The sequence below is a fragment of the Sphaerochaeta sp. UBA5849 genome (genome assembly GCA_002432715.1).
GTDB lineage: Bacteria > Spirochaetota > Spirochaetia > Sphaerochaetales > Sphaerochaetaceae > Sphaerochaeta.
The window spans coordinates 45,889-69,959 of sequence record DJGJ01000067.1; the positions used below are offsets into that span (position 1 = coordinate 45,889).

At 50.0% G+C, this 24,071-nt stretch carries 20 protein-coding genes; 13 read left to right on the top strand and 7 right to left on the bottom strand.

Annotated elements, in window-relative coordinates:
* Positions 1-31: 31 nt before the first annotated feature.
* The 3 genes from B3K89_RS12030 to B3K89_RS12040 are packed head-to-tail and all read left to right on the top strand — an operon-like array spanning position 32 to position 3,041.
* Positions 32-556 (top strand): epoxyqueuosine reductase QueH, encoded by a 525-nt coding sequence (locus tag B3K89_RS12030; protein WP_293895800.1) that lies wholly within the window; start codon positions 32-34, stop codon positions 554-556.
* 56 nt (positions 557-612) lie between these two features.
* Positions 613-2,148 (top strand): cardiolipin synthase, encoded by a 1,536-nt coding sequence (cls, locus tag B3K89_RS12035; protein ID WP_293895797.1) that lies wholly within the window; start codon positions 613-615, stop codon positions 2,146-2,148.
* A gap of 8 nt (positions 2,149-2,156) precedes the next feature.
* Positions 2,157-3,041 carry a ribokinase gene (locus B3K89_RS12040; RefSeq protein ID WP_293895794.1) on the top strand — a complete coding sequence of 295 codons (885 nt, stop codon included), beginning with the start codon at positions 2,157-2,159 and terminating at the stop codon, positions 3,039-3,041.
* 46 nt (positions 3,042-3,087) lie between these two features.
* Here the strand turns inward: B3K89_RS12040 and B3K89_RS12045 are convergent, their stop codons facing one another.
* Complete coding sequence (locus B3K89_RS12045; RefSeq protein ID WP_293895791.1) at positions 3,088-3,879, bottom strand: AraC family transcriptional regulator; 792 nt, start codon at positions 3,877-3,879, stop codon at positions 3,088-3,090.
* A gap of 87 nt (positions 3,880-3,966) precedes the next feature.
* Here B3K89_RS12045 and xylB point away from each other — a divergent pair, with 87 nt between their 5' ends.
* Together xylB and xylA are read left to right on the top strand one after the other, a co-directional pair.
* A complete protein-coding gene (gene xylB, locus B3K89_RS12050; RefSeq protein ID WP_293895788.1) occupies positions 3,967-5,445 on the top strand; it encodes a xylulokinase in 1,479 nt (492 codons plus the stop codon).
* Between the two features lie 9 nt (positions 5,446-5,454).
* Positions 5,455-6,783 carry a xylose isomerase gene (gene xylA, locus B3K89_RS12055; RefSeq protein WP_293895785.1) on the top strand — a complete coding sequence of 443 codons (1,329 nt, stop codon included), beginning with the start codon at positions 5,455-5,457 and terminating at the stop codon, positions 6,781-6,783.
* Here the strand turns inward: xylA and B3K89_RS12060 are convergent.
* Genes B3K89_RS12060 through B3K89_RS12070 form a run of 3 tightly spaced genes read right to left on the bottom strand, consistent with a single transcriptional unit; the run spans position 6,780 to position 9,572 of the window.
* Positions 6,780-7,688 carry an AEC family transporter gene (locus tag B3K89_RS12060; RefSeq protein WP_293895782.1) on the bottom strand — a complete coding sequence of 303 codons (909 nt, stop codon included), beginning with the start codon at positions 7,686-7,688 and terminating at the stop codon, positions 6,780-6,782. The two genes, xylA and B3K89_RS12060, sit on opposite strands and share 4 nt — an antisense overlap.
* 49 nt (positions 7,689-7,737) lie before the next feature.
* Positions 7,738-8,694 (bottom strand): aldo/keto reductase, encoded by a 957-nt coding sequence (locus B3K89_RS12065; RefSeq protein ID WP_293895779.1) that lies wholly within the window; start codon positions 8,692-8,694, stop codon positions 7,738-7,740.
* The gene (locus B3K89_RS12070; protein ID WP_293895776.1) at positions 8,694-9,572 is read right to left on the bottom strand and encodes a VIT1/CCC1 transporter family protein; all 879 of its coding nucleotides are present in this window, start codon (positions 9,570-9,572) and stop codon (positions 8,694-8,696) included. Before B3K89_RS12070 ends, B3K89_RS12065 begins: the two co-directional genes overlap by 1 nt.
* Before the next feature lie 110 nt (positions 9,573-9,682).
* On the opposite strand from B3K89_RS12070, the gene B3K89_RS12075 reads away from it, so the two are divergent.
* The 5 genes from B3K89_RS12075 (at position 9,683) to B3K89_RS12095 (ending at position 16,299) form a co-directional block, all read left to right on the top strand.
* On the top strand, positions 9,683-9,970 hold the full coding sequence (locus B3K89_RS12075; protein ID WP_293895773.1) for a Trp family transcriptional regulator: 288 nt from the start codon (positions 9,683-9,685) through the stop codon (positions 9,968-9,970).
* A gap of 95 nt (positions 9,971-10,065) precedes the next feature.
* Positions 10,066-11,439 (top strand): undecaprenyl-phosphate glucose phosphotransferase, encoded by a 1,374-nt coding sequence (locus B3K89_RS12080; protein ID WP_293895770.1) that lies wholly within the window; start codon positions 10,066-10,068, stop codon positions 11,437-11,439.
* A 13-nt stretch (positions 11,440-11,452) separates the two neighbouring features.
* Positions 11,453-12,277 (top strand): DUF6675 family protein, encoded by an 825-nt coding sequence (locus tag B3K89_RS12085; RefSeq protein ID WP_293895767.1) that lies wholly within the window; start codon positions 11,453-11,455, stop codon positions 12,275-12,277.
* Positions 12,278-12,293: 16 nt separating this feature from the next.
* Entirely contained in the window at positions 12,294-14,297 is a 2,004-nt protein-coding gene (locus tag B3K89_RS12090) for a hypothetical protein (protein WP_293911441.1), read from the top strand.
* A 190-nt stretch (positions 14,298-14,487) separates the two neighbouring features.
* Positions 14,488-16,299, top strand: coding sequence for a hypothetical protein (locus tag B3K89_RS12095; RefSeq protein ID WP_345907457.1), 1,812 nt, complete (start codon positions 14,488-14,490; stop codon positions 16,297-16,299).
* Here B3K89_RS12095 and B3K89_RS12100 read toward each other — a convergent pair.
* Both B3K89_RS12100 and B3K89_RS12105 read right to left on the bottom strand, forming a co-directional pair.
* The gene (locus tag B3K89_RS12100; protein ID WP_293896135.1) at positions 16,296-17,450 is read right to left on the bottom strand and encodes a UDP-N-acetylglucosamine--LPS N-acetylglucosamine transferase; all 1,155 of its coding nucleotides are present in this window, start codon (positions 17,448-17,450) and stop codon (positions 16,296-16,298) included. The genes B3K89_RS12095 and B3K89_RS12100 overlap by 4 nt on opposite strands.
* 24 nt (positions 17,451-17,474) lie before the next feature.
* Positions 17,475-18,389: a UDP-N-acetylglucosamine--LPS N-acetylglucosamine transferase gene (locus B3K89_RS12105; RefSeq protein WP_293896132.1), complete on the bottom strand. Its 915-nt coding sequence runs from the start codon at positions 18,387-18,389 to the stop codon at positions 17,475-17,477.
* Between the two features lie 313 nt (positions 18,390-18,702).
* On the opposite strand from B3K89_RS12105, the gene B3K89_RS12110 reads away from it, so the two are divergent.
* A complete protein-coding gene (locus B3K89_RS12110; RefSeq protein ID WP_293896129.1) occupies positions 18,703-19,905 on the top strand; it encodes a glycosyltransferase in 1,203 nt (400 codons plus the stop codon).
* Here the strand turns inward: B3K89_RS12110 and B3K89_RS12115 are convergent.
* Positions 19,813-22,254 carry an efflux RND transporter permease subunit gene (locus B3K89_RS12115; protein ID WP_345907458.1) on the bottom strand — a complete coding sequence of 814 codons (2,442 nt, stop codon included), beginning with the start codon at positions 22,252-22,254 and terminating at the stop codon, positions 19,813-19,815. The genes B3K89_RS12110 and B3K89_RS12115 overlap by 93 nt on opposite strands.
* A gap of 188 nt (positions 22,255-22,442) precedes the next feature.
* On the opposite strand from B3K89_RS12115, the gene B3K89_RS12120 reads away from it, so the two are divergent.
* Positions 22,443-23,519: a hypothetical protein gene (locus B3K89_RS12120; protein WP_345907459.1), complete on the top strand. Its 1,077-nt coding sequence runs from the start codon at positions 22,443-22,445 to the stop codon at positions 23,517-23,519.
* 362 nt (positions 23,520-23,881) lie between these two features.
* On the top strand, positions 23,882-24,071 hold a 190-nt coding region (locus B3K89_RS12125), incomplete at its 3' end, for a hypothetical protein (protein WP_293896120.1).

Below are 24,071 nucleotides of genomic sequence, written 5' to 3' on the forward strand. Positions count from 1 at the left end.
AAGAGAGGTTTGTTTGCCGTATCGTATCGGTATGGAAGAGAGAGATATTCTGGTACACGCCTGTTGCGGTCCCTGCAGTACAGCCAGCATCGAGCGTTTGGTCGGCGAGGGTTGGAAGCCTGTGCTGTACTTCTCAAACAGCAATATTTTCCCCCAAGAGGAAGCGCAAAAGCGGTATGAGGCTCTCCTTGAGGTTGCCCAAGCGTACCAGCTTGAGGTGATTGCCGAGCACTATGACCATGAGAGCTGGCTTGCTTCCATCAAAGGGCATGAGGGCGAACGTGAAGGTGGTTTGCGCTGTGCGAAGTGCTTTGCCTACAACCTTGCCCAAGCTGCAAGCAAAGCCCGGCAGCTCGGATATTCCCATTTTACAACCACGTTGACGGTGAGTCGGTTCAAGAACAGCAGCCTGATTTTCTCAGTTGGAAAACAGTTTGAGGGGTTTGAATGCATCGATTTCAAGAAACAGGGCGGCTTTGACAAAAGTGTGAAGCTGACAAAGGAGCTGGGAATCTACCGACAACATTACTGCGGGTGTGAATTCAGCATGCGGTAATGTACTTTGCCTCTCCTCTGTTCTGATGATATACTCATCTGCCAAGGGGGATGAATATGTTGAGAAAGCTGCTTAAGTTTTTCACTGGCAGACTGTTCATCTCCTTTGTCCTGATTTCGCTGCAGATCTGGATTCTGGTCACTATTTTCTCATTCGCCCAAAACAGTACCCTCTGGATTCAATTTCTTTCAGCCTTATCAATTCTCATGACCTTGGTTGTGGTCACCCGCGACCTCAATCCCGCCTACAAGATTGGTTGGATGCTTATTTTCATGTCGATTCCTGTCTATGGCGGTCTGTTCTACCTGTTTTTTGGAAACAGGAAACTCAATGCCAGTCTTCGGGCAAGGTTGGAAAAGCTCAACATTTTCTACCAAAAAGGAGTAGAGGGTGGGGCCTACAGCGAGCTCTTGCCGATGAAAGCACTGTCCAGCTACTCTCCAACGCTGGCGCGGCAGGCGCAGTACATTGCAAACATCACCGGCTTTCCTGTCTGGGGCAATACCGAAGTAGAGTATTTCAGTTCAGGGGAGGCATGGGTGCTGGATGTCCTGTCTGAGATGAGAAAGGCAAAGTCTTTCATTTTCATGGAGTTTTTCATCATCAGCGAGGGGGAAGTCTGGGACTCTTTCCTCTCGGTCCTGCTTGAAAAGCAGAAGATGGGCGTAAGAGTCTGCCTGATGTACGACGATGTCGGTTCCATTTTCGACATACCCTCCCATTTCGACCGCCGGCTTCGGTCCCTTGGCCTGGAGGTGGTCGCTTTCAATCCGCTTCGAGCCCACCTGAACAGCAAGCTGAACAGCCGCGACCATCGCAAGGTCCTGGTGATCGACGGCAACATTGGGTACACGGGCGGCATGAACATCGCCGATGAGTATGCCAACCGAAAATTGAAATTCGGTCATTGGAAGGATACTGCAGTCAAGCTGCGAGGCGATGCCGTGTGGAGCCTTTCGCAGATGTTTCTTCAGCTTTGGGCCTTCTCGACCGGGGAATCCGAGGACTTTGCCAAGCATAGGCCCACCCTGGCCGCAAAAACCGATGGCTTTGTGCAGCCGTTTGCAGACAATCCACTGGACAACGAGAATGTGGCCGAGAATGCCTACATCCAGATCATCAACATGGCCAAGCGGTATGTGTGGATCACCACCCCCTATTTGGTGCTGGACAATGAGATGCTGACCGCCCTCAAGATTGCATCGCAAAGCGGGGTGGATGTGAGAATCATCACACCCCATATGCCGGACAAGTGGTATGTCTTTGCGGTGACCCGGGAGAATTATCGTCCGTTGCTTGAAGCCGGAGTGAAAATTTATGAGTATACGCCGGGCTTTTTTCATGCAAAAATGTTTGTCAGCGACGACAGGGTGGCCATCATCGGAACGATCAACATGGATTATCGGTCCTTTTATCTGCACTTTGAGAACGGGGTCGCCTTGTATGGTTCTTCGGTGATTCGCAAGGTGCATGAGGATATTGCGCACACTCTGGCGATCAGTGAACAGATATCGCTTGCGCATATGAAGAACCGGCCATGGCATGTACGGCTGGCTGGATTGATTCTCAAAATTGCTGCACCGTTGATGTAGGAGGAGTGATGAGGTTCTTAAATTACGGATCCGTGAACATCGATTTGATTTTTACCGTCGATCATATTGTCAAGGGAGGGGAGACACTGCAAAGCACCTCTCTTACGCGAAGTGCCGGAGGCAAGGGAGCCAATCAGAGTGCAGCCTTGGCCAAGGCAGGTGCAACGGTTTTCCATGCAGGAAAGGTTGGCCGGGATGGTGACTTCTTGTTGCAGCTGCTGACTTCCTATGGTGTCGATGTCTCTCACATCCGCACCTATGACGGAGCGACCGGACAAGCCCTGATACAGCTGGATGCAAACAAACAGAATGCAATCATTCTCTACAGCGGCGGCAATGGTGCCATCGCCACGGATGAAATCGACCAGACTCTGGAACATTTCGGGTTCGGCGATGTACTGGTGCTTCAGAATGAGATCGTCCATATCGATTACCTGATCAAAAATGCAAAGCGACGGGGAATGAAGGTCTGCATGAATGTGGCTCCCTTCGATCCTTCGGCCCTCTCCCTTCCGCTCGAGCTGATCGATATCCTTGTTGTCAATGAGATTGAGGGTGCTGGTCTTGCCGATATGCGACAAACGTCCGATTACAAAGCCATCCTGGAGAGGCTGGTGACTCGATACCCCGCTTCTGAAATCCTGCTCACCATCGGCAAGCAGGGGTGTTGGTATGCTTTCAAGGATTTGAGGGTTCATCACGACATCTATGATACCCCCGTTGTCGATACCACTGCCGCCGGTGATACCTTCATCGGATATTATCTGGCTTCGATCGCCCGGGGCTGCTCGATTCGCCAAGCATTGCAATATGCCAGCAAGGCGGCAGGCCTTGCCGTTTCCCGCCCGGGGGCCATGGCTTCGATACCCCTTGCCGAAGAGGTGTTTTCCTAAAACCAAGGAATTTGAAGGCATGATGGAGATGGTGCCTATGGCAGCTTCAGGTGCCCAACAGTTGCAGGTGGGTTTTCCTGTAGGCGGACGGACTGGTTCCGGTGGATTGCTTGAATCGCTTGGAGAAGTGGAACTCCGAACAGAATTGGAGCTTGTCTGCAATCTCTTTGACCGATAGGTTTGTACTGGTGAGCAAGGCTCTTGCTGCCTCAAGCTGCAGGTTGGAGTAGTATTGCATCGGGGTGGTGTTCATCCGTTTTTTGAAAAGGCGGACGAAGTAGGATCGGTCTAGCTGCACATGGTTCGCAATCATCTGCAGATCGACCTTGTCAAAGACATGGCGCTGCATATAACGGATTGCTTTCTCCAGGCGGATGTTCTCTCCCTTTACTTCCTCGACTCTTGTTCCGGCGGAGAGGTTGTACAAAAGTCCGAGCACCTGATGGCAGGCACTGATGCGAAGCTCCCTGGTCTGGCTCAAACCCTTGTCCCTCACTTCCTCGAAGAAGAAGCGCCAGTTTGTCCCCACTTTGATAGGGTTCATGGTCTCAAGGCGTCGGGCCAGCTCGAGCTCCTCGGGACAATACAGGAGCGTGGCGTAGTAGGTAAGGCTTTCCTCAATATTTGCTTCGATGCTGTGGATGGTTTCGCCGGTGGTGACGAACAGCGAACCAGGGGAGATTGCGTAGCGGTTGTGGGCATTGGAAAATGTTCCACTGCCGCTGACAAAGTAGTGCAGCTCGAATTGACCCTTCTCGTGGCTGTGCACCCGCTGGTGCCACAAGAGTTCCTGTTGTTCATGCATCTGAAAGACAAAAACTGCGTCCAATAGTTCCATAAGTCAATAATACATATGTTTTTCCAATCTTGTCTATGGTAATACTCTCTCTGGTGGAGGATGCTGTAGCAAAGGAGACAGGGTAATATGCAAGTTGTTGCAGGAATTGATACTGGAACCCAGAGTACCAAGGTGCTCTGTTATGACGTGGATACGAAGCGCGTTCTGCTGACCGTGAGCGCGTCTCACCAGATGTTCAGCTCGGATGACGGGACGCGTGAGCAAGAAGCCGTATGGTACCTGGATGCCATCAGGTCCTGTTTCGACCAAATCGATCCGGCCATCAAGAGAGCGATTGTCGGCATCGGTGTCTCTGCTCAGCAGCACGGCTTCGTTCCCGTAGGAAAAAACGGGGAAGTGCTTGCACCGGTCAAGCTCTGGTGCGACACCTCTACAAAGGCTCAGTGTGATGAACTGACAGAAAGGCTCGGGGGAGAGGACCGGGTATTCTCCCTGCTGGGGAACCAGATTCTTCCAGGTTACACGCTTTCCAAGATCTTGCATCTCAAGCAGCATCGCAAGGATGCATATGACAAGCTTGCACACATTCTGCTGCCCCATGACTATATCAACTACTATCTCACCGGCGAGTATACCTCTGAGGCCGGTGATGCTTCGGGTACCGCCTTCTTCGATGTCGAGCACAAGAGGTACAGCCGTGAGGTTCTAGAGGCTGTCGATGATTCACGTGATCTGTACAGCATGCTGCCTCCCTTGGTGGAAGCCGGCCAAAGCTGTGGCAGGGTGCAGCCTTCCACGGCCAAGGAACTGGGGATTCCGGTCGGTATTCCCGTCTCCTGCGGGGCAGGTGACAATATGGCAGGCGCCATCGGAACCGGATGCGTCGGCAAGGGTGATCTTACCATGAGCATGGGAACCAGCGGGACGCTGTTCGGGTACAGCGACAGCTGCATCACCGACCGAAAAGGCCGTCTGGCGGCTTTCTGCTCTTCCACCGGCGGGTACCTGCCGCTGTTGTGTACGATGAACTGCACCATTACAACCGAATCGGTTCGTTCGTTGTTCGGCTACGACGTCAAGCAGCTCGACCAACTGGCAGCACAGGCCCCGATCGGGTGTGAAGGGGTTACCATGTTGCCCTTCTTCAACGGTGAGCGCGTTCCCAACCTGCCCCATGGCAAGGGTGTGATAGCCGGTCTGGACATGAGCAACATGAAAGTGCAGAACATTGCCCGGTCAGCCCTGGAAAGTTCCATCTATGCAATGAAGGGTGGACTTGATGCTTTTGGCGAGCTTGGCTTTGTTCCACAGCGTATTATTCTGACCGGAGGTGGGGCAAAGAGTCCCATCTGGCGCCAAATCGCCTGTGATGTCATGCAGTTGCCGCTTGCTGTTCCCATGGTTTCAGAGAGTGCGGCTTTCGGTGCCGCCCTGCAGGCCCTGTGGACGGTGGAGGGATCGAGAATTGTGGATCTTGCCAAGGAGCATGTGCTCTTTGACGAGTCGAAGTCATGTACACCGGATAAGGGAGCGGGCGAACAGTATGAAGTTGCCTATACCCGCTATCAAGCGTATGTTGAGGCGATGACGCCTCTGTTTGCATAGGAGGATACAATGCAGTATTTTGTTGGAGAACAAGAGTATTTTAAAGGAATTGGCAAGATTCAGTTCGAGGGAAAGGGCAGCATGAACCCTTTGGCTTTTAAATATTACGACGCAAAGAAGGTGATCGCCGGCAAGACGATGGAAGAGCACCTGCGTTTTGCAACCGCCTATTGGCACAGCTTCTGCGCCGATGGCACCGACCCGTTCGGCAATGCCACCATCGATTTCCCCTTCCGCAAGGCTGACAAGTATGCGAATGCCATCGCCAAGGCTGATGCTGCATTCGAATTCTTCACCAAGCTGGGAACCCCGTTCTACTGCTTCCATGACATCGATGCATCCCCCGATCATGAAGTGGCGGCGGAGTATGAGAAGACCTACCAGAAAATTGCTGATGAGTTGCTCGCCCGCCAGAAGGCAAGCGGGGTCAAGCTGCTTTGGAATACGGCCAATGTGTTCTCACACCCCAACTATATGAATGGTGCGGCGACCAATCCTGATTTCAATGTAGTAGCGCGTGCTGCCGTACAGGTGAAGAACAGCCTTGATGTGAACGTCAAGCTCGGCGGGTCAAACTATGTGTTCTGGGGCGGTCGTGAGGGCTACATGAGCCTGCTCAACACCGATATGAAGCGCGAGCAGGAGCATCTTGCACGCTTCTTGTCCATGGCCAGGGACTATGGGCGCAGCATCGGATTCAAGGGAACCTTCCTCATCGAACCCAAGCCGATGGAACCGACCAAGCACCAGTATGACTACGATGCCGCCACAACCATCGGATTTTTGAAGAATTGGGGTCTGGAGAAGGATTTCAAGTGCAATATTGAAGCCAACCACGCAACACTGGCCGGTCATACGTTCAGTCATGATTTGCAGGTTTGCGCCGACAACGGCATGCTTGGCAGCGTCGATGCCAACCAAGGCGATTCAATCAACGGCTGGGATACCGATGAGTTCCCGACCAACGTGTACGAGACCACCCAGGCGATGCTGGTGATCTTGAGAAACGGCGGGCTTGGCAATGGCGGTTTGAACTTCGATGCGAAAAGAAGGCGCAATTCCACCGATCTTGAGGACTTGTTCATCGCCCATATCGGCGGTATGGACAGCTTCGCCCTTGGTCTTGAAGTAGCCCAGAAGATTCTAGAGGACGGCGTTCTCGACTCCTTCGTAAAGGAACGCTATAGCTCCTTCGATACGGGAGACGGCAAGAAGTTTGAGGAAGGCAAGCTCGGTTTGGCCGACCTGGCCAAACTCGGACACGCTGTCAAGATTGAGAAGAAGAGCGGAAAGCAGGAGTATCTGAACAACCTGCTGAACTCCTATCTTTTTGGTTAAGAGAGCAGCGGGGTTAGGACGACGTAACAAAGCGCGCTGGTCATAACCGAGAGTGAAGAGGTGAAGGAGGCAAGTTTTCCCTGGTCGGAAATCTTTTCGGTGAAAGCCACCGAGCTGGTCGAGATCGGGGAGAACACCGCCAGAGCCAAGGTGAAGCGGATGACCTGGCTGAACTGGGTGTGTTTGATGATGAAATATGCAAACACCGTTGCCAGGCCGTAACGGATGATGAGCAGCACGAATGATTTCTTGATCCAGCCTTTTTGGAACCGAATGTCCAGCATGAACCCGATCATCAACATGGCAATGATCGGGTTTGCTTTTCCGATGGTCTGCATCCAATCCTGGAAAAAGCGTGGAAGGGTGAGATTTGCAAAGGAGAGGCTGATCATGATCAGGTAGGTGATGAAAGGCGCCGAGGTGAACAGTTTCGTCAGCAAATCCTTGGTGTTTGGTTTTGTTCCTCCAGCCGTGGTGGAAGCCAACGAGTAGGTGAAGCCTGTGGTCATCAGGGCATTTCCCAAGTCAAATAGTGAGGCCGCCACCAGAGCCGGCGGGCCGTAGAGGGCTTGGACAAAAGGGAAGGAGAAGTTTCCTACGTTGTAGGTTGAGCCGCACAGCAGTGCATATCCTTTCAAGCCGTTTGACTCTTTTCTCATGCTGAGGTAGGAGAACACCATCAGCACTACATTTGCCAGGATCCCATAGAGGATGAGAACCAGCAGCGAATAGTCGAGTTTGAACGTGTTGAAGCTTGCCACGATCGCTGCCGGCAAGGTGATGTTCAAGGTGATTTTTGAGAGGGTTGCACCTTCTCTCTCACTGAAGAGCCCGATCCTCTTGAGTACGTTGGCAAGGGCGATCAGAAAAAGGAAAAGAGCAACCTGTAACAATGATTGCGCCATACGGTGCATCCTATCTTCTCTTCTGGGGAGAATACAAGTGGATTTTGGTTCAACTTTGCAGAAAGGCCAAGTCTTGGTCTGTCAGCGTAAGGTCGGCGCCTCCCAAGGTATCGGTGATTTGTTCAATCCTGCTGGATCCTGCAATGGCAATCGTCGGATTTCGCTGGCTGGTCAGATAGGCCATCGTAATGGCTGCAGGGCTTGCTTGGAGCTGCTCGCACAATGCTTGTACCTTGGGAGCCAGGGCGAGATTTTCCTTGGTGAGGAATCTGCGTTTTGCAGTCTCGCTGAGGGCAGCCTCCCTGCCTGAGAGCAGCTTTGAGAACAAGCCCTTTGCCTGGGGTGCAAAGCACATCACCGGCATCTGTTCCTTCTCATACCACAGCCGCTGTTCCTCGGTCATGCACACCAGGGTGTCGTCCCCCCAGCTTTCAGGGGTGCAGTGTGCCAGGCTCCATTGGATTTCACTGATTGTAAACGGTGTTTTGCCATGAGCTTTCGCCCAAACGTTGGCTGCTTCGATGCGTTCCGTCCTCCAGTTGGAGACACCCAGGTGCTTGACCAGCTTCTTGTCGATCAAGAGGGATCCAAGGTCTATGATTTCATCGCCGCCCATCGAGGGGTTGTCCCGGTGGAAGAACCAGATATCCAGGCAATCGGTTTTCAGTTGCTCCAAGCTTCGGCTGATGTCCAGCATCATGTCCTTCTCGTTGATTCGGCTGCGGTGCATGTCCTCCTTGTAGGGATGGCATCCCTTGGATGCTACTATGACTTGGCCGTGCAGGTTGTTTGTAAGAAGCCACTTGCCCAGCACCTGTTCGCTGGTCGATGGGCCTCCTGTCTTCTCCTGCCCGTAGATAAGGGCGGTGTCGAGCAGGTTGCCTCCCTTCTGATAGTAGATATCGAGTTGCTGCATTGCAGTCTGTTCGCTGATGGATGCTCCATAATGATCACAGCCAAGGGCTATCCGGGTAAGGCGCTTGCCGAAAAAGTCGAGGTATTTCATTAGATCTCAATTCCCAGGAATCGCTTGACCAGGATTCCGATCACAAACGATACGGCGGCAACACCAAGGCTGATGAGTGTCATTTCCAAAAAGCGTTTGCCGAAGGGGAGGTCCTTGGCAACCGAGGTATAGTAGGTGAACAGCATGATGATGATCACCACCACGACAAGCATGAGAACCAGGGCAAGGACATAGCTCTCCAAAAGCAGATAGGGAAGGACCATGAATGCAACGGTAAAGAGGTAGGCGATACCGGTGTACATGCTGCTCTTTGCAGCATTCTTGTCACCGCTGTTCTTTGCCGAGAGATACTCGCTCGAGGCCATGGACAGGGTTGCCGATATTCCGGTGATCAAACCGGAGAGGGCGATGAGGCTGGTGTTCTGCAAGGCAAAGGTTAGGCCTGCCAAGGTACCGGAGAGTTCGACGAGGGCGTCGCTGAGTCCGAGCACCATGGATCCGATATATTGGAGCCGCTCCTCGTCAAGCATGTCAAGCAGCTCTTGTTCGTGCCGGTCCTCATCCTCGGCGATCTGTTTTGCCTGTGGTACTTCAGCAATAAGGGCGGAGTAGCCTTTGCTGGCCTTGTCCTCTCCTCTTTCCATTTTTTTCAGGACGAAGGTATAGCCGAGCAGCATGGCGAGGATGCTGTAAAACCATGCCTTGATTTTGTTGGGTTTTACTTGTTTTCCCGTCATCTTCTCCCAGATTTTGGCATGCCTGAGTTCTTCTTCGCCGATTCGGCGCAAAATTTCGCTATTGTGCTCATCCTTCACACGTTTGGCGAGATTCTGATAGATGAGATGTTCGGTCAGCTCTCCCCGCTGGAGAGCGAGGAGGACCAACATGGTCTTCCGGCTCACTTGTTTTTGTTCCATTGCGCTTGCTCCCTCAGCCAAGTATATCCACCCTGTTTGGTTTTGGAAATAGCTTTGCTTGACCGCACCGGTTTCTCTCTGTAGTATTGACGGAGGGCTCAGGAGGAGACATGGATGCAAACTACGAGGATCTGATCAAGATTTTTGCTTCAACAACAGATGTGAATGACATGCAGAAGCTGCTGGAAGAGATGTTGACTCCCAATGAGCTCAAGGATCTGCGGCTCAGGTGGAATCTGATGAAGGATTTGTACAAGGGGCTGCCCCAGCGCGAAATTGCTGCCTCCTATGGCATATCCTTGTGCAAGATAACCCGGGGGTCGAAGATATTGAAACAAAAGGATTCGTATTGCAAAAAGTTGCTCAGCGACCGCTATGATGACCATCTTCACCTGTAAAGCGGGAACAAATTGGGAGTTCCGCATTCTCCTTGTATGTGCTACCATGAACAAAGTTATTTCCAATGTATGCGTGAAGAAGGTTCCCTATTGCTATGAAGAGTTCAAAACGTTTCTTGCTGGCTTTGAAATTGTTATGTGATACTCTGGCGATTCTGCTTTCTTGGCTGCTCGCCGGATATTTGAGATTCTATGTCATTCCCGGCGGTGTCCGTGCATCCTTTACGCTCTTCCTCCAAATTTCTGTTCTTGTGGTAGCTTACACCCTCTTTTTCATCAGCCGTAATGGTTTGTATGTTGAGGATTTGGAACATTCATGGCGTAAAGAGACGAACAAGCTGATTTTCAGTGCATTCGAAGGTTTTTTGCTGTTGGTGATTACCCTATACTTTGGGTTCTCAGCAAAAGTGAGCCGCTTGGCCATCGGACTGCATTTCATCCTCATCATCATATTCTTGGTGACCGAACGAACATTCATATCCGCGTATATCAAGAGTTGTTACCGAAAAGGCAAGTACAATCGGAAAATTCTTTTGGTCGGCTATGGGGATAATCTGCAAAAGTATGAACGTGCACTTCACAGTAAAAGCATTCTTGGCATCAATCTGGTAGGGCAGTACGATAGTCAGGGCAGGGGTATCGAAGCAGTGCGGCAGCTGCATGCGGATTCATTGCGTACTGTCGTGGAACAGACTCAGCCTGATCTGGTGGTAATTTCCTATCCAGGCAATGAATACGACCGTCAGCAGGCCATGGTCGCCCAAGGCCTTGATTTGCTTAATGAAAAGGTGGTCCTGCTTCCATCCCTGCCTGAGTCGTATATCGGTACACAGATTTCCGATTTCCGATGGATTCCGATGCTCACGCTCAATGCAGCTGATATCGGAGCTTTTCAGCGGATTGCCAAACGGTTGTTTGATATCGTGACTTGCAGTATCGGGGTCATCATCATCTCTCCCATTCTCTTGGTTCTGGCTGTTCTGGTAAAACTTTCTTCGCCCGGGCCTGTTATTTACAAGCAAAAGCGGGTGACGCGGGATGAGAAAATCTTTACGATGTACAAATTCAGGAGCATGCGAAACGATATTCCTGAGGGAACGGCGCATTGGACTGAGGAGAATGATCCAAGGGTTACGAAAATCGGGAGATTCTTGCGCAAGACCAGCTTGGATGAGCTTCCCCAGTTGTTCAATGTAATCGGTGGTTCCATGAGTTTGATCGGTCCGAGACCCGAGCGTCCTGAATTGGTGGAAAAATTCAATGCAGAGATTCCTGGATATCGGATGCGTCATCGGGTCAAGGCCGGTATTTCCGGTTGGGCCCAGGTCAATGGTTGGAGAGGCAATACGTCGTTGGAACGCCGCATTGAATTTGATCTTTTTTATATCCGTAACTGGAGTATGCTTTTCGATCTGAAGATTGTGCTGTATACATTCTTCAGAGGTTTTGTAAATGAAAATGCATATTAAACTGGAGTTGTTGATGAATAAACGGTTTTTTTTGATACTCCTGCTCTGCCTTCTTGGCATGGCGGGGCTTTTTGCTGCAGCTGACGAGGTGCGTAAGGCCCTTCCCAATCTGACCGAGGCCGAGTATCAGGCTCTCGAAGCTGGTGAGATGGTATACGGGCGTGCAATCGATGGGGGAAAGATAACCCAATATTTTGTTGAGGGATCGGAAGCTGGAAAACGTGCGGCTTTGGCCCAAGCACAGGAGAGTGGATTTTCCATCGGGGCGGTAAGTTATATTCCCTATCATGCGGCACTGAAAGCAAAACAGCCTCTGGAACGTCAGTTGGCGATTTTCAATGCTATTCGGGCCATCTCCACCCAGGAAGGTCTGACCTACATTTCCTGGCGTGCGGGAAACAAGGAAAAGGTGCTCATTGAAAAGTCTTCCTATATGGAGGACTCGAAGAATCTGAATAAGCTTCTCCCCGATCCTGTTGCCTCTGTGTTTCCCTACACTGCTGAAAGCTATGTGTATCAGCGGGACTCTTCCTTTGGTGGCAACAGGTACCTGCACACCTATACCAACACAGACAAAGAGATTTTTGTCGAAATCAGCAATATCAGCAACATGAAAGTGCTTGGCCTCTTCACGGCGGTCAAGTCGGGTCAACTGTCCATCGATATGGGGACCTACCAGTTGGAGGATGGCCTGTTGCTTGTAGCACTTACCAGTGTAAGGGACCGCAGTCCTGAGGTTTCTGTGCTTGGCCTTACGGTTGATTTGCCTTCTGCATTCAGACGCCGTATCGTTGCTCTTCAGAACTGGTTTATAGACCAGCTTGCCACCATACACTGAGAATTAGGACTATTTCATGAAACATACTCGTTCGTTGTTTGTCTTGTTGCTCTGCTTCCTTGTTCTTGCTCCCGTATCTGCGGCTGTTCATACCTCGGTTCCTGTTGATCACGAAGTATATCGTATTCTTGATGTAGCACGGATCAGGGGCTTGATCGACAACCAGATCGATGTCAAACCCTATAGTGCCAGCAGGATACTGCATTTGTTGGAAACAATTGCAAGCCAACCTGAAAAATTGAGCAAATCTGAATTGCTGCAAATTCAACAGTTGATTGCTTCCCTCAATGCTTCTTATGGATATGAACCTTCCAATCTTGAAAAGCTTTTATCGACAGGCTATTTGCGGTCGTATGACCGCGATAGAGGACTGGGAGCTTCGTTCGGCATAACCGTCGACTCGCAACAGACAGTGAGTCTCTCGAAGAAAGGGGAGTATGACAGCAGAAACTCAATTGTAGCATTCTTGAAGTCAGACATCGGTTCCCATGTTTCATTCAACATGGATTTTGGTTTGGTATTAGATAAGCTGAACAACAGCGTGTTTCTTCCCAGTGAATTCACCATTCCCGGCGAAGGCTTTTATATGCGACTCACTGAAGGTGGAAGCCCTCCTTCTTCCATACCCTTTGACAAGCTGAATACCAGCTTGGTTCTTACCCCCGAGCTGTCGGCATCGTTTTTCGATGGTGATGTCCTGCTTCGCTGGGGTACGATCAAGCGTGATTGGGGCCCTGGTTTGAACAACCTCATGCTCTCAGCGGATGCACGGAGTTTCGATGCAATCGATATCCAGCTGAATTTGACTTCCTGGTTCAGGTATTCGGTGATGAACGGTTCGCTGGGTAAATTTTCTTTGGACGATATTGATGGAGAACCGTTCTTATCCGACAGATATGGCGCCAAGGAAGACCGGTTGAACTATCGCTATAACAACAACTTCAGCGCCCACCGGGTGGAACTCGACATCGGCAGCGATTTGACTTTCGCCATTTATGAATCGACGGTGTGGCAGAAGCGCTTTGAATTGAGTTATCTCAATCCCTTCACCGTCTATATGTTCCAGCAGAACAGCCTCGGAGACATCGACGATGTATTCGCAGGACTCGACTTTTCGTATACCCTTCCTTCCAAGGCCCGCATCTATGGGGCGATGGCCATGAATGAGATGAATGTGGTAGGAAATCCCATCACCATGCTCAAGGCACCAAGGAATATGTTTGCCTTCCAAGCAGGGGTGGTGGTACCGCTTCCCATCGGCTCATTCTCCTCCCTCACACTCCAATGGACGTATATCGGACCCTTTGTGTATACGCACTATCCGATGAGGAAGTTGACGGGGACTTTGGATGCTTCCATTCCTACTGCTCCCATAACCATTACTACCGATACCGGCCGTACCGTGACCTATAACGGGACAGATACTATTACCCTTTTTGCTAAAGGGCCGGATGATGTACAGACGATAAACCTTGATACTGCAGAGTGGTTCAGTAACGGTACCTACACCCTGACCAAGGACGGCAGAACCATGATTGAGAAATCAACAGATGGTAAACGCTTCCTCATCTACGAAACCTATGCCGAAACCAACTATGTCAACAAAGGTGAGAACCTAGGCTATCCGCTTCAGCCCAACTCCCAGGAGTTCCTGCTGCAGCTGGACCTCGGGCTTCCCAAGGGTTGGACAACGCAACTGCAGGTCAAGTATCAGGCACGAAGCGGCCAATATGGATATGCACTCGACCAGTTCATGCTCTATACAATACATAAGCAATACCCTGAAAAGGATTTCTGGAATTATGTATTCAACCACACCTTGTCGGTTCTGTTCTCGGGAACCAAGAAGCTGGACGGTATGCCTATCTCATTGACGGCTTCCTACCGCTTTATCGCTGACTGGGTGCGACCTAAAGACGAAAGTACTGAGAGATTCGATGGTCTGACTACAGTCTTTGGATCTTGGCAGGATCCTTCCTTCAACCACATTGTACAGGTGGGAGTGAAGATTTTTTATTGATTTTGGGAGGGGCGGTACAAAAATTCTCCTTTTATTTGCTGAAAATTGTAACGTAGTGACCTGCTTCTTGGATTATGCTCTATATCACTATGGGAACGAAAAATGACAAAACTTATTCTTTTGTTGACATGGTTGATGAAAGTGATATATCGTGCCAAGTAATACTAGTATGTGCATGGAATGAGGATATATGGTAAATCTGAGGAAAAAGGTTGTTTTTTTCTTCCTTGTCTATCTGATATGCTTCGGGGGGATTCTTTCAGCTGCTGAGGCGCTGATTACAACCGATCAAGTAACCGGCTATGGAATTGCTGACTATGAATTCTCAGTCAAGGGAAAAACCACCAAATTTGCTCTTTACAATGCCATCGTCCCTCCAGATGGGGATGTTGTCTACCCCAGTAAGGAAGCATTCATCAGTGCCCTGGAGGCAAAGAAACAGACATTGGTCAACAAGCAATTGTTCTTGAATGTAGAGTATGAGTATGCCTTTGCCTCTTTTGTCAATGGAATTGCGTATTATACCGTAACCTATACGGTGGAAGACTCCAGTACCTTGATTGTGCTTCCCTACCCGAAATTCGACAACGATAAGACTGGATTCCTCTTTGGTCTGAAAGCCAAGGATACCAATTTGTTGGGTACCTTCGGCGAACTCAATGCAACAGTCTATACTTCTCAGAACGATGGGACATTGCAGAATTGGGACGACAGGGAAGACCACCTTGAGTTTGACATCTCCAAATTCACTCTTTTGGGAACATCCATCAGCCTGAATTTTGTCTATGAGCGGCGAAAAACAACCAAGCCGTTGGGTATCTATGACTTCGACCTCGATTGGACAGGCATCAAGTTCTTGGGTACTACCCTCAACCTGGAAACCGAGGGTAACTTCGACCCTTCGGTTTCTGCTCAAGTGTTTAATTATGACGTAAGCTGGACGGGTCTGAAAATCCTTGGAACAAATGTAAACCTTGCTACATGGGCGGACCTCAAGCCCATCACCGATTTTTCAGTTTTGGATCCCACCCTCTACGGATTTTCCTTCAGCTATGGTCCCTTCCGACAGAATGAAGGGAGGTATACCCTCAGCTCATTGGTGCAATGGGAAGAAAACATCACCAATTTCACCACCGAAACCACCCTTGCCCAACATGACCTGAAACTCTTCACCCGTCCGCTCTCCTTCAACATCAGGGTTGAGACGAACCAGAAAATGACTTCAGAAACGGTGGACAATGTACTGCTCAGTTCGACCCTTGGGACAAGCTTTCGCTTACCGCTGGGGCTTACATGGGGTACATCCTTTACAGCAGCAGTGAATTTTGTCCAGAACCAGAATATGAATCCACTGCAGCGCTACTACGAGTATGAGAACACCCTCGACAATGGCGGGCGCATCGACTACCTTTCCAGCCAGCACAAGTTCCGCAGGGGCTTGGTGTTCTCCTTCAAGCATGTATATCGTGACTATCCCCAGGTAGAGTATGATAGCGGGGACTACTGGTACATGGAAAGCAGTGCAACCTGGTTTCCGTTCATAGTCTGGCGGTTCAATCCCTCCATCCGATTGACCGGGTTCTATGCAGAGAATGTTATGTACAATTTTCTCCCTTCCGATGAGGACTTGAATGTTGCCGACTACTTCAGAGGATATCTCTCACGCTCAAGCAAAATTGCTGAAGTGAATAATAAACTTTCCTATGGCGGGGTAATGAATCTGAACATGACTGTAGACTTCATCGATTTCGGGTTTGCCAAATCGTATGCAAACCCCTTTCTCGATGTTGGCGTATTCAGCAATCCCTCCGAACCCAATGGGCGTACCGTCCTGGCGAGTGCCGGCATGGAAGGCTGGGGGGTCCTGAAAAGGTTCCCAAGCCATCCGATGCGTGTCGCCTTGGGGTTCAACCTCTTCGATGTCTACGATGCGCTGCAAGGGCGTATGGAGCCTATGGAAGTGGAGTGGGAGCTGTCTGTCAGCTTTGGGCTCTACTTCTAGGACTGGTTGCCTGCAATACCGAATTTCAGTTTCATGATCTCTGCAGCGTCAGCTATAATTTGTTTGGCAAAGGCATCACTGTCGAAAACCAAGGGAAGATCCTTGAAAGCCTGCTGCATCTTTTGTTGCTCAGACTGGTTCGAACTATAGGCTTGCAGGATGTCCACCTGCTTGGACACATCGTTTTCCACCCAGCCGACTTTTCGTCGTTCGAAGAAGATGGTGGTCGGCCATGCAGAGTACAGCAGGCTTGAAATGAGGAAAGGGCGTTGCAATGAAAGCGATTCCATCAGGGCATTGGCTCCCGCCTTTCCTGCTTGTACATCGCAAGCACAGATATAGTCCTGAATGTTTTTTACGAATCCTGGAGTGTACAGCGGAAAATCGGGATGTTTTTCCTTGAACAGCTTGTAATGCACTTTTGTGCTGCCACTCAGCTCCCCGACGGTTATCACCTGCCAGTCGAGATTGCGTTCTGCTACCTCTTCCAGGAAATCGGCAGTTCCGATGCCTTCGCCGCCAAGATTGAGAAGAACGGTAAAACAATCTTTCAGCCCCAGCTTGCGCCGCGCTTCTTGTTTGCTCAGCGGTTTTGACTGCATGAGTTCGGTTTTCAGGGGGAACGGACAGATTCGGATGGTATGCTCCGGTTGTCCGGCACGGATTGCAAGCTCCTTGCCGATCTCGGTACAGATATAGAGGCGGTCGAGATTCTTGTTGATACCGAGATTCGGAGTGAATACGACATCGGCTGCATATTCAAAAACCGGCACCTTCAATTCCAATACATCGACCAGCGGCTGGATCATTGACGCAGCAAGGAAGTGGGTAACAACAATCAAGTCGGGCTTGACTTGATCAAACCAGATTTTGAAATCCTTGATAGCATGCGAATGGGTGGTAACATAGCGCACCCGCTTGGCATTGGCCGCAGTATCGCTTTTGGCATTGACCTTTGCCTCCATTTTGGGAAAGTGCAGCTGAAGACGCCAGTTGTATTTGCTGATCCAATTGATCATCGGCGATCCGACCGTAGCAAATAAATTTTCTACGACGGTAGTATGCCCAAGTCTCTGCAGTGCATCAGAAAGCGCCCTTGCCGGTGTAATATGACCCTTCCCTGCATCTACATACAAAAGTGCTATATGCATACAGAAAGCATAGGAGGAAACCGGTCAATCTGCAAGTGATTTCACCTCATTGAGAAGGAGGTTGACGAACTGGTCGCTGTCAAACTGAAGTGGCAGTGCTTTCAGGTTGTACTCAATGCGTTGCTGCCTGGTTTTGTCTTCTGCAAAGGCTTTGAGTGTTATCATTTGTTGCTTTGGTTGTCGAATCACCCATCCCACCTGATACTCAAGGAAAAAGGTTTGTGTGTTGCGGGCGGCATGCAAAAGTTCATTGATCAAAAATGGTCGGCCCAACGAAAGGGATTCCATCAGGGCATTTGCTCCTGCCTTGCCGGCTTGGACGTCGCAGGCAAGCATGAAATGGCCGATATTGGAAACAAAACCGGGGGTATGCATGCTCATGCCGGGAAGTTGCTTGGCAAGCGCATGGAACCGCTGCTTGCTTGCTTCTGAGAGATTGCCGACCACCACAACCTGCCAGGCCAGTTTGTTTTTGATCAACTGTTTGACCAAGGCAGTCGATCCGATTCCCTCTCCTCCAAGATTCAGAAGAAGAGTGAAGCAATCCTCAAGGCCGAGGAGTTTTCTTGCTTCAGATTTTGAAAGTTTTTCCATCTGTTGGATGGATGGCTGTAGAGGAAAGGGTGAGAGCCGTACCTGCTCTTTTGTATACCCTTGGGAAAGCAGGTTTTTTACCCCCAGTTCTGTAGGGATGAATAAACAGTCGATTTTGCTGCAATAACCGGCCTTGGGATTGTTGAACACGTCGGCGGCATAGACAAAAATGGGAACCTTGAGGTTTGCCCGCTTGGCAATGGATGCAATGACCGAGCCTCCCAAAAAATTGGTACAGAGAATGAAGTCGGGCTTGGTATGCTCATACCAAGAGAGGAAATCGCGGTTGGTATGCAGCCTGACCGCCAAGGCCCTGAGGACGAAGGCGATAAAATGTGTATCCATAAAACGGTGGTACAAGCGTTCTATGCGGGGATGGTGAAGCATAAAGCGCCACTCGTGTTTGCAATACCACTGCCAAAATGGTGCTTTTAGTACACCAAACATATCAAGAAGACATGTTTGATAACCTGCTCGTTCCATCGCGTCGGTGAGGGCTTTTGCAGGGATGTAATGGCCTTTCCCAGCGTGTACATAGAGCATTGCACCTAACATGGGTGTATCATATCCAATAAGACGGGCAGCAACAAGTGCTGTTTATGCTTCTTGCATAGAGAATATCCTCGCGGTATAGTGCAACAACAAGGAGTGTTGCGCAGTGAAGATACTCATCACCACCGATTTCTACCTACCCGCGATTACGGGAGTGTCCACCGTAGTGGTGAATGAGATGGCCATGCTCCCTGTGCTGGGTCACGAGGTAAGGTTGCTGACCATCGGCGATAAGCGGTTCTCGTATTATCGCGACGGTGTATATCATATGAAAGCAAGCAGGATCAAGCTCTATGTTGATTCCTATATGACCTTTTCCTACAAAGACCGTTTGTTGCAGGATATTCTCGATTGGAAACCCGATCTCATCCACTCCAACAATGAGTTCTTCTCCATGGGGTATGCCAAGCGTCTCCAGGCTGCTCTGCACATACCTCTGTTGCATACTTGCCACACCGACTTTACCCGCTATGATGAGATGCAGAGAATCCGTCACACTTTATGGGATACGCTTATGGCTGCCATTGTCAAACGCAGAGTGAGTCGTTGTGACTTGCTCATCAGCCCATCCTTTGCCCATAAGGCGATGCTGGAGCGGTATAGGATTTCCAAACCAATCGAGGTATTGCCAAGCGGCATCGACCTCAAGAGGTTCGGAGTGCGTATTGCAAAAGAGCTGCGTAGCAAAATCAGAGGCGATTTCGGTTTCGGGCCTGAGCATGTTGTCCTGATTTCCGTATGTCGACTGGCTTCTGAAAAGCGGGTGAACCGCACCATCGATGCTTTTTTCCTCCTCTCCCTTCTTGAGGATTCTGCTCGCCTTCTGATCGTCGGCGGCGGCCCCAAACTTGAGAGTCTGAAACAGCAGGTAAAGGATTTTGGATTGGAGGACCGTGTGGTATTCACCGGCCCCGTCCCCTCAGAATCGATTCATCACTTCTACCAAGCCAGCGATGTGTTTGTCTCATCATCCATTCGGGAGTCACAGGGTTTGGGGTTTGTGGAGGCGATGGCCTCGGGCCTCCCTGTCATCCTCTGCGAGGATGGTTCGCTGGGGTTCTCAATTGAGGAGTCAGGGTGCGGGTTTCTCTATCACGATGAAAGAGGCTTCGTCACCATTCTCAGCTCCCTCATATCCAATCCTGCTGACATCAAGCACATGGGAGAGCGGGCAAGAACGGAAAGCGAGCGTTTCAACCTTGATCGCTGGGCTTCCTCACTGAGCTCGCTCTGCTGCCGTCTTCAGGCCGAATTTTCGCTGAAGGTTGGTGACCAGTCGAATCAGCGAGGGCATGATGAACAAAGTTGAGAGCATGCAATTCACCAGTGCCATGCTCATAAGGCTTCCGAAATAACGGACCGGGGTGTACGAGGCAAAGAGGAACATGATCATACCCCCGACGATGGAGATGGTGGTGAGAATAATTGGTCTGCCGGTTTCTCGAAGGGTTTCTGAAAGCAGCATTTCCACCGAACGGTTGTCAATCCCAAGTTTGTTCTTGTACCGGATGAGGAAGTGGATGGCGTCATCGATGCCTGCCCCGACTGCAATCGAGCCAAAGCTTACCGTGATCATATCGAAGGGTATTTGGAAGAAATACATGAAAATATAATTGGCCATGACACCGCTGACGATGGGGATGAGGGAATAGAAGGCCAAAGAGACTGATTTGAGAGCGATGAGTACAACCAGGAAGACCAGCAGCACGCTGGCATAGGTGCTCTTGGTCTGGTCGGAGAGCAGGGTCTCGGAGAAGTGCAGGCTTCTATGCGGCTCTCCACCGAGGGTAACCGTTGTTCCATCGGGCAACAGCGGCAGCAGCGAGATGACCGTATCCTCGATGCGTTTTGCACTGCCTATGGTTCCCAAGGCTTGTTCCTGTGCATCGTAATTCTGCAGGATGATGGTCAACTTGGTTCCCTCGGGATTCATGATGGCCCCCATGTCTTCCTGTCCCTGCCGGCTCATCAGGATTACCATGCGGCTGAGCAAATTCAGGAGGCCGTCAGATTCAGGAATACCCTCTTTCTGGCTGTAGACCGAGTTTGCGAAGGCGACGTAGGAAGCGAATGAGAGGATATGGCGGACATCGTCGCTTGATTGTAGGACTGCTTGCTCGAAGGCATACACATCCTGCAGATTCTCACTCTTGAGGAAAAATTGAGATTCCCCTTGGGGGGCCTCTACGGTGATCAGATAGGGTGTATCGCCTCCCATTTTCTGTGCAAAACGACGACTGGCCTGTCCCAGCGGATCTTTTTTCGGCAAGTAGGACATGTAGTTTGTATTTACCGGAATATGGTCACGAGTGACCATGTATCCGCCGATGACAAGGATGAACAACACAACAAAAAGCGGCCAGGCACGTTTCACCAATCGGTCGATTGAGACAACTGATTGTGCAAGATACCCTTTCTTATAGGTCTTCAGTTGCTCCTGCTTTGGAGGCACTACCAAGCTCAACAGAGCAGGAAGGTAGGTCGATGCAAGAACGGCGCAATAACCCACCCCGATTCCGACTGCGATGCCAAACTCCCTCAACGCCGGAGTTTTGGAAAAGAGCAGGCTCATAAACCCGATGACCGTGGTCATGCAGGCAAAGACGATGGTGCGAAGAATGTTTTGGGTGGACTGGATCGGGGTCATCCCTTTAGGATAGTCGGCATAATATTCACCTATCACATGAATGGCATAGGAGGAACCCAGATTGAGCACCATGCAGGGTGTGACGATGTTGACGATGGTAAGTGAATAGCCGAGCAGGCGCATCGTTCCAAAGGTCCAGATGATACCGATGACGGACATGGAGAAAGGCAGGAGCACGCTTCGTTTTGCTTTGAAGCTGAGATAGTAGATGGTCAGGATGGCTACGAAGCAGAGCGAGAGCAGAATGCTCAGGTCCCTTCCGAGGTAGTACATCAACCGATTGGTGAGAATCGCTGTGCCGTTGATGGAAACCTTGATGTCGGATTCCCTGAGTTCATCAAGGATGGTTGAGAGCTCATCCTCCATTTCGTGGGTCAGCGCAAAGGAGTCGAAACTGAACAACATGGCATCCATGTCTTCGCTTACCAGGTAGTTCTTTACCAATGGATCGTTCTCGATCCGTTGCTTGAGGAGCTCTGCCTGCTCTTCTGTCCACACGTGTTCAGGAGAATTCGATCCGAACGGGACGCTGACCAAGCGGCTGCCGCGTTTTTCGAAGGTCGCGAAATCGAGAACGGAAAAGCTTTGGCTGAGATACCCGGTATTGCTGAGTTTCTGCATGACGGTGGTGATTCGGTTGAGCGTATCCGCCTCAAATAGGGCAGGACTCTCAACCATCACCAGATACGATGTGCTGTAGGCAAGCGTATCTTCGTTCGACGGGGCTTGTACCTCCGTGCTTGCTACAAGCTGGGTGCCGAGGGCGGTAGTCTCAAGCACCATGGTTTCGGGTATGAGCTCTTCAACAATCGCAGAGCTTTGTTGAGGAGCGTACTCATCAGACCCTCCCCGGTAGGTCACACCTTTGCCTGTTTCATTCATCAGGGAGTTGTAATCTGCATCGAGGTGTAAAAATGAAGCGTGGTATAAAAAAAAGGCCGTAATCAGAAGAATCACAACCAAAGTCAATTTGCTGTGCTTTCCGACAAAGGCAAGTAAACTATGTTTCATGATACTCCCGAACAACGTACTAAGAAAAAGTATAGCATAGAGTCCTCATAATAAAAACATACCTGAATACCCAAATCAAAAGTGTATGGGCCAACAAGAAATACTGGACACAGATACTTCTCATACGTATACTATTTATGGTACTCATAGAAATATTCAATAGCTTAAAAAAAGGAATTACAAGCGTCATGCATCTATTCCATCGATTGTTCACCATGCTTGTATTGTTGAGTGCCTTTATCTGCACGGATCTTTTTGCAGTACACACCTATACATCAGAACCGGCTGCCGATTTCACCGCCACAGGACTGGTCAACAACAAGACTGGAGCCTTGGTAGGCACGCTCTTTCTCGATCCTTCACTCCCAGTCTCCAAGATTACCATCGCCCCGACCATGAGCTCTGCTTCCGTGCAGATGTACTACGTCAATCAGAACCAGTTGCACGTCAGCACTCTCTCGGGTTCTCTCTATGTTACTTATTTCAAAACCAATGGAACCCAGGTGGGAAGCAACCTGACCACCCAAAGTTCGCTTACCTTCAACTCCCTCGATGCTACCAGACCCGTCTCTTTTTATATCCTCGTAAACTCTTCCGAATACACAGCTTTTCTCAACACAGTGCGAAACATTTTTATAATCATACAATCGCCGAACAGATTTGTCAGCATGGGCTGTGCATCGGCATTCACCTTGCTCTCACCTTCCAACATGACTTATCCGGTACTTTCCAACCAAGGGGAGAGCACTCTCCCCACCCCCTTTGTAGGAGGAGGTCTCACGGGACCCGCGGGCGACCGGACGATCTTCATCGGGGAGCCTGGTGTAAGTTCAAACTTCTGGGTCAACTACAATATTGCAGACGAACCAGTGTACAACATCTCCTTTGCGAATAGTGATGTGTATATTCAGGATATCGGATATGCGACGCTTTCCCCCATACCTCTTACCAATCTTAATCTACAGGTGGAGAACTACCAGAACACCTACCTTGGGCAAAGCCGGGTGAACGTCCGCTTTTATCAGGATGGATACCCAACATTCCGCTTCCTTCACACAGCAAATCCTGCATGTCAATTGCCATACACTCTTTGGGTCAACCAAACCGAGGTCCCTTACAATATGCCCTTCAGCCCATGGCCGGCACCCATGGCCGCAATTAATGTTGCCCAGATTTCTCTGATGGTGAGGCAGCAAGATTTGGATGCTGCACTGGAAGGTGAATACACCACCACCATCACTGTGGAGGTCATCAGCGGCATCTAAATCAGGCTTGAAAGAACCCGAAACGTTTTCCTATATTGGATTAGTAAAAGCTTTTCTCGGCCATTTGGATACTGCGTATAGCCAGCCCTAAAAAAGAAGCTCCCTGAACAACACGACGAGCTCCAACAGAGTCATCTCTATAGGAAAAATGTTGGCTGTTTTTTAAGAAATAATGACTTCAAGCTGTTTATCTGTAATTCACTGAGCTAAATTCTAACGACAACCATATTTTCTCATAGAAACAGGTAGTAAATTTCTATAATCATAAAGAATTGCGGCCTGTCTCATAGTGCATTACATCCTGGAACAACCTCTAATGTACTTAGAGATTGAAAATAGAAGCACACGGAGTGTTTCAGGATATGTACATCATTTATTCCGGTCCGAACGACAAATACGAGTACCTGAGTATTGTGGTCGACCGGGAGAAAGACATATACAGCAACAGGAAGAGAGGGCTGTTCACCTTCGATCCGAACACCGGCACGTATGGGAAAGTTCCTGAGGACTTCATTGAGCCACGCGTTTGCGACAAAAGACGTATTGAAAGGG

Coding starts and splice junctions, on each gene's coding strand:
- B3K89_RS12085 (WP_293895767.1), top strand. CDS start 11,453: ATGAATAAACGGTTTTTTTTGATACTCCTGCTCTGCCTTCTTGGCATG.
- B3K89_RS12105 (WP_293896132.1), bottom strand. CDS start 18,389: ATGGATACACATTTTATCGCCTTCGTCCTCAGGGCCTTGGCGGTCAGG.
- B3K89_RS12045 (WP_293895791.1), bottom strand. CDS start 3,879: ATGGAACTATTGGACGCAGTTTTTGTCTTTCAGATGCATGAACAACAG.
- B3K89_RS12040 (WP_293895794.1), top strand. CDS start 2,157: ATGAGGTTCTTAAATTACGGATCCGTGAACATCGATTTGATTTTTACC.
- xylA (WP_293895785.1), top strand. CDS start 5,455: ATGCAGTATTTTGTTGGAGAACAAGAGTATTTTAAAGGAATTGGCAAG.
- B3K89_RS12080 (WP_293895770.1), top strand. CDS start 10,066: ATGAAGAGTTCAAAACGTTTCTTGCTGGCTTTGAAATTGTTATGTGAT.
- B3K89_RS12060 (WP_293895782.1), bottom strand. CDS start 7,688: ATGGCGCAATCATTGTTACAGGTTGCTCTTTTCCTTTTTCTGATCGCC.
- B3K89_RS12120 (WP_345907459.1), top strand. CDS start 22,443: ATGCATCTATTCCATCGATTGTTCACCATGCTTGTATTGTTGAGTGCC.
- xylB (WP_293895788.1), top strand. CDS start 3,967: ATGCAAGTTGTTGCAGGAATTGATACTGGAACCCAGAGTACCAAGGTG.
- B3K89_RS12070 (WP_293895776.1), bottom strand. CDS start 9,572: ATGGAACAAAAACAAGTGAGCCGGAAGACCATGTTGGTCCTCCTCGCT.
- B3K89_RS12115 (WP_345907458.1), bottom strand. CDS start 22,254: ATGAAACATAGTTTACTTGCCTTTGTCGGAAAGCACAGCAAATTGACT.
- B3K89_RS12075 (WP_293895773.1), top strand. CDS start 9,683: ATGGATGCAAACTACGAGGATCTGATCAAGATTTTTGCTTCAACAACA.
- B3K89_RS12090 (WP_293911441.1), top strand. CDS start 12,294: ATGAAACATACTCGTTCGTTGTTTGTCTTGTTGCTCTGCTTCCTTGTT.
- cls (WP_293895797.1), top strand. CDS start 613: ATGTTGAGAAAGCTGCTTAAGTTTTTCACTGGCAGACTGTTCATCTCC.
- B3K89_RS12065 (WP_293895779.1), bottom strand. CDS start 8,694: ATGAAATACCTCGACTTTTTCGGCAAGCGCCTTACCCGGATAGCCCTT.
- B3K89_RS12100 (WP_293896135.1), bottom strand. CDS start 17,450: ATGCATATAGCACTTTTGTATGTAGATGCAGGGAAGGGTCATATTACA.
- B3K89_RS12095 (WP_345907457.1), top strand. CDS start 14,488: ATGGTAAATCTGAGGAAAAAGGTTGTTTTTTTCTTCCTTGTCTATCTG.
- B3K89_RS12030 (WP_293895800.1), top strand. CDS start 32: ATGGAAGAGAGAGATATTCTGGTACACGCCTGTTGCGGTCCCTGCAGT.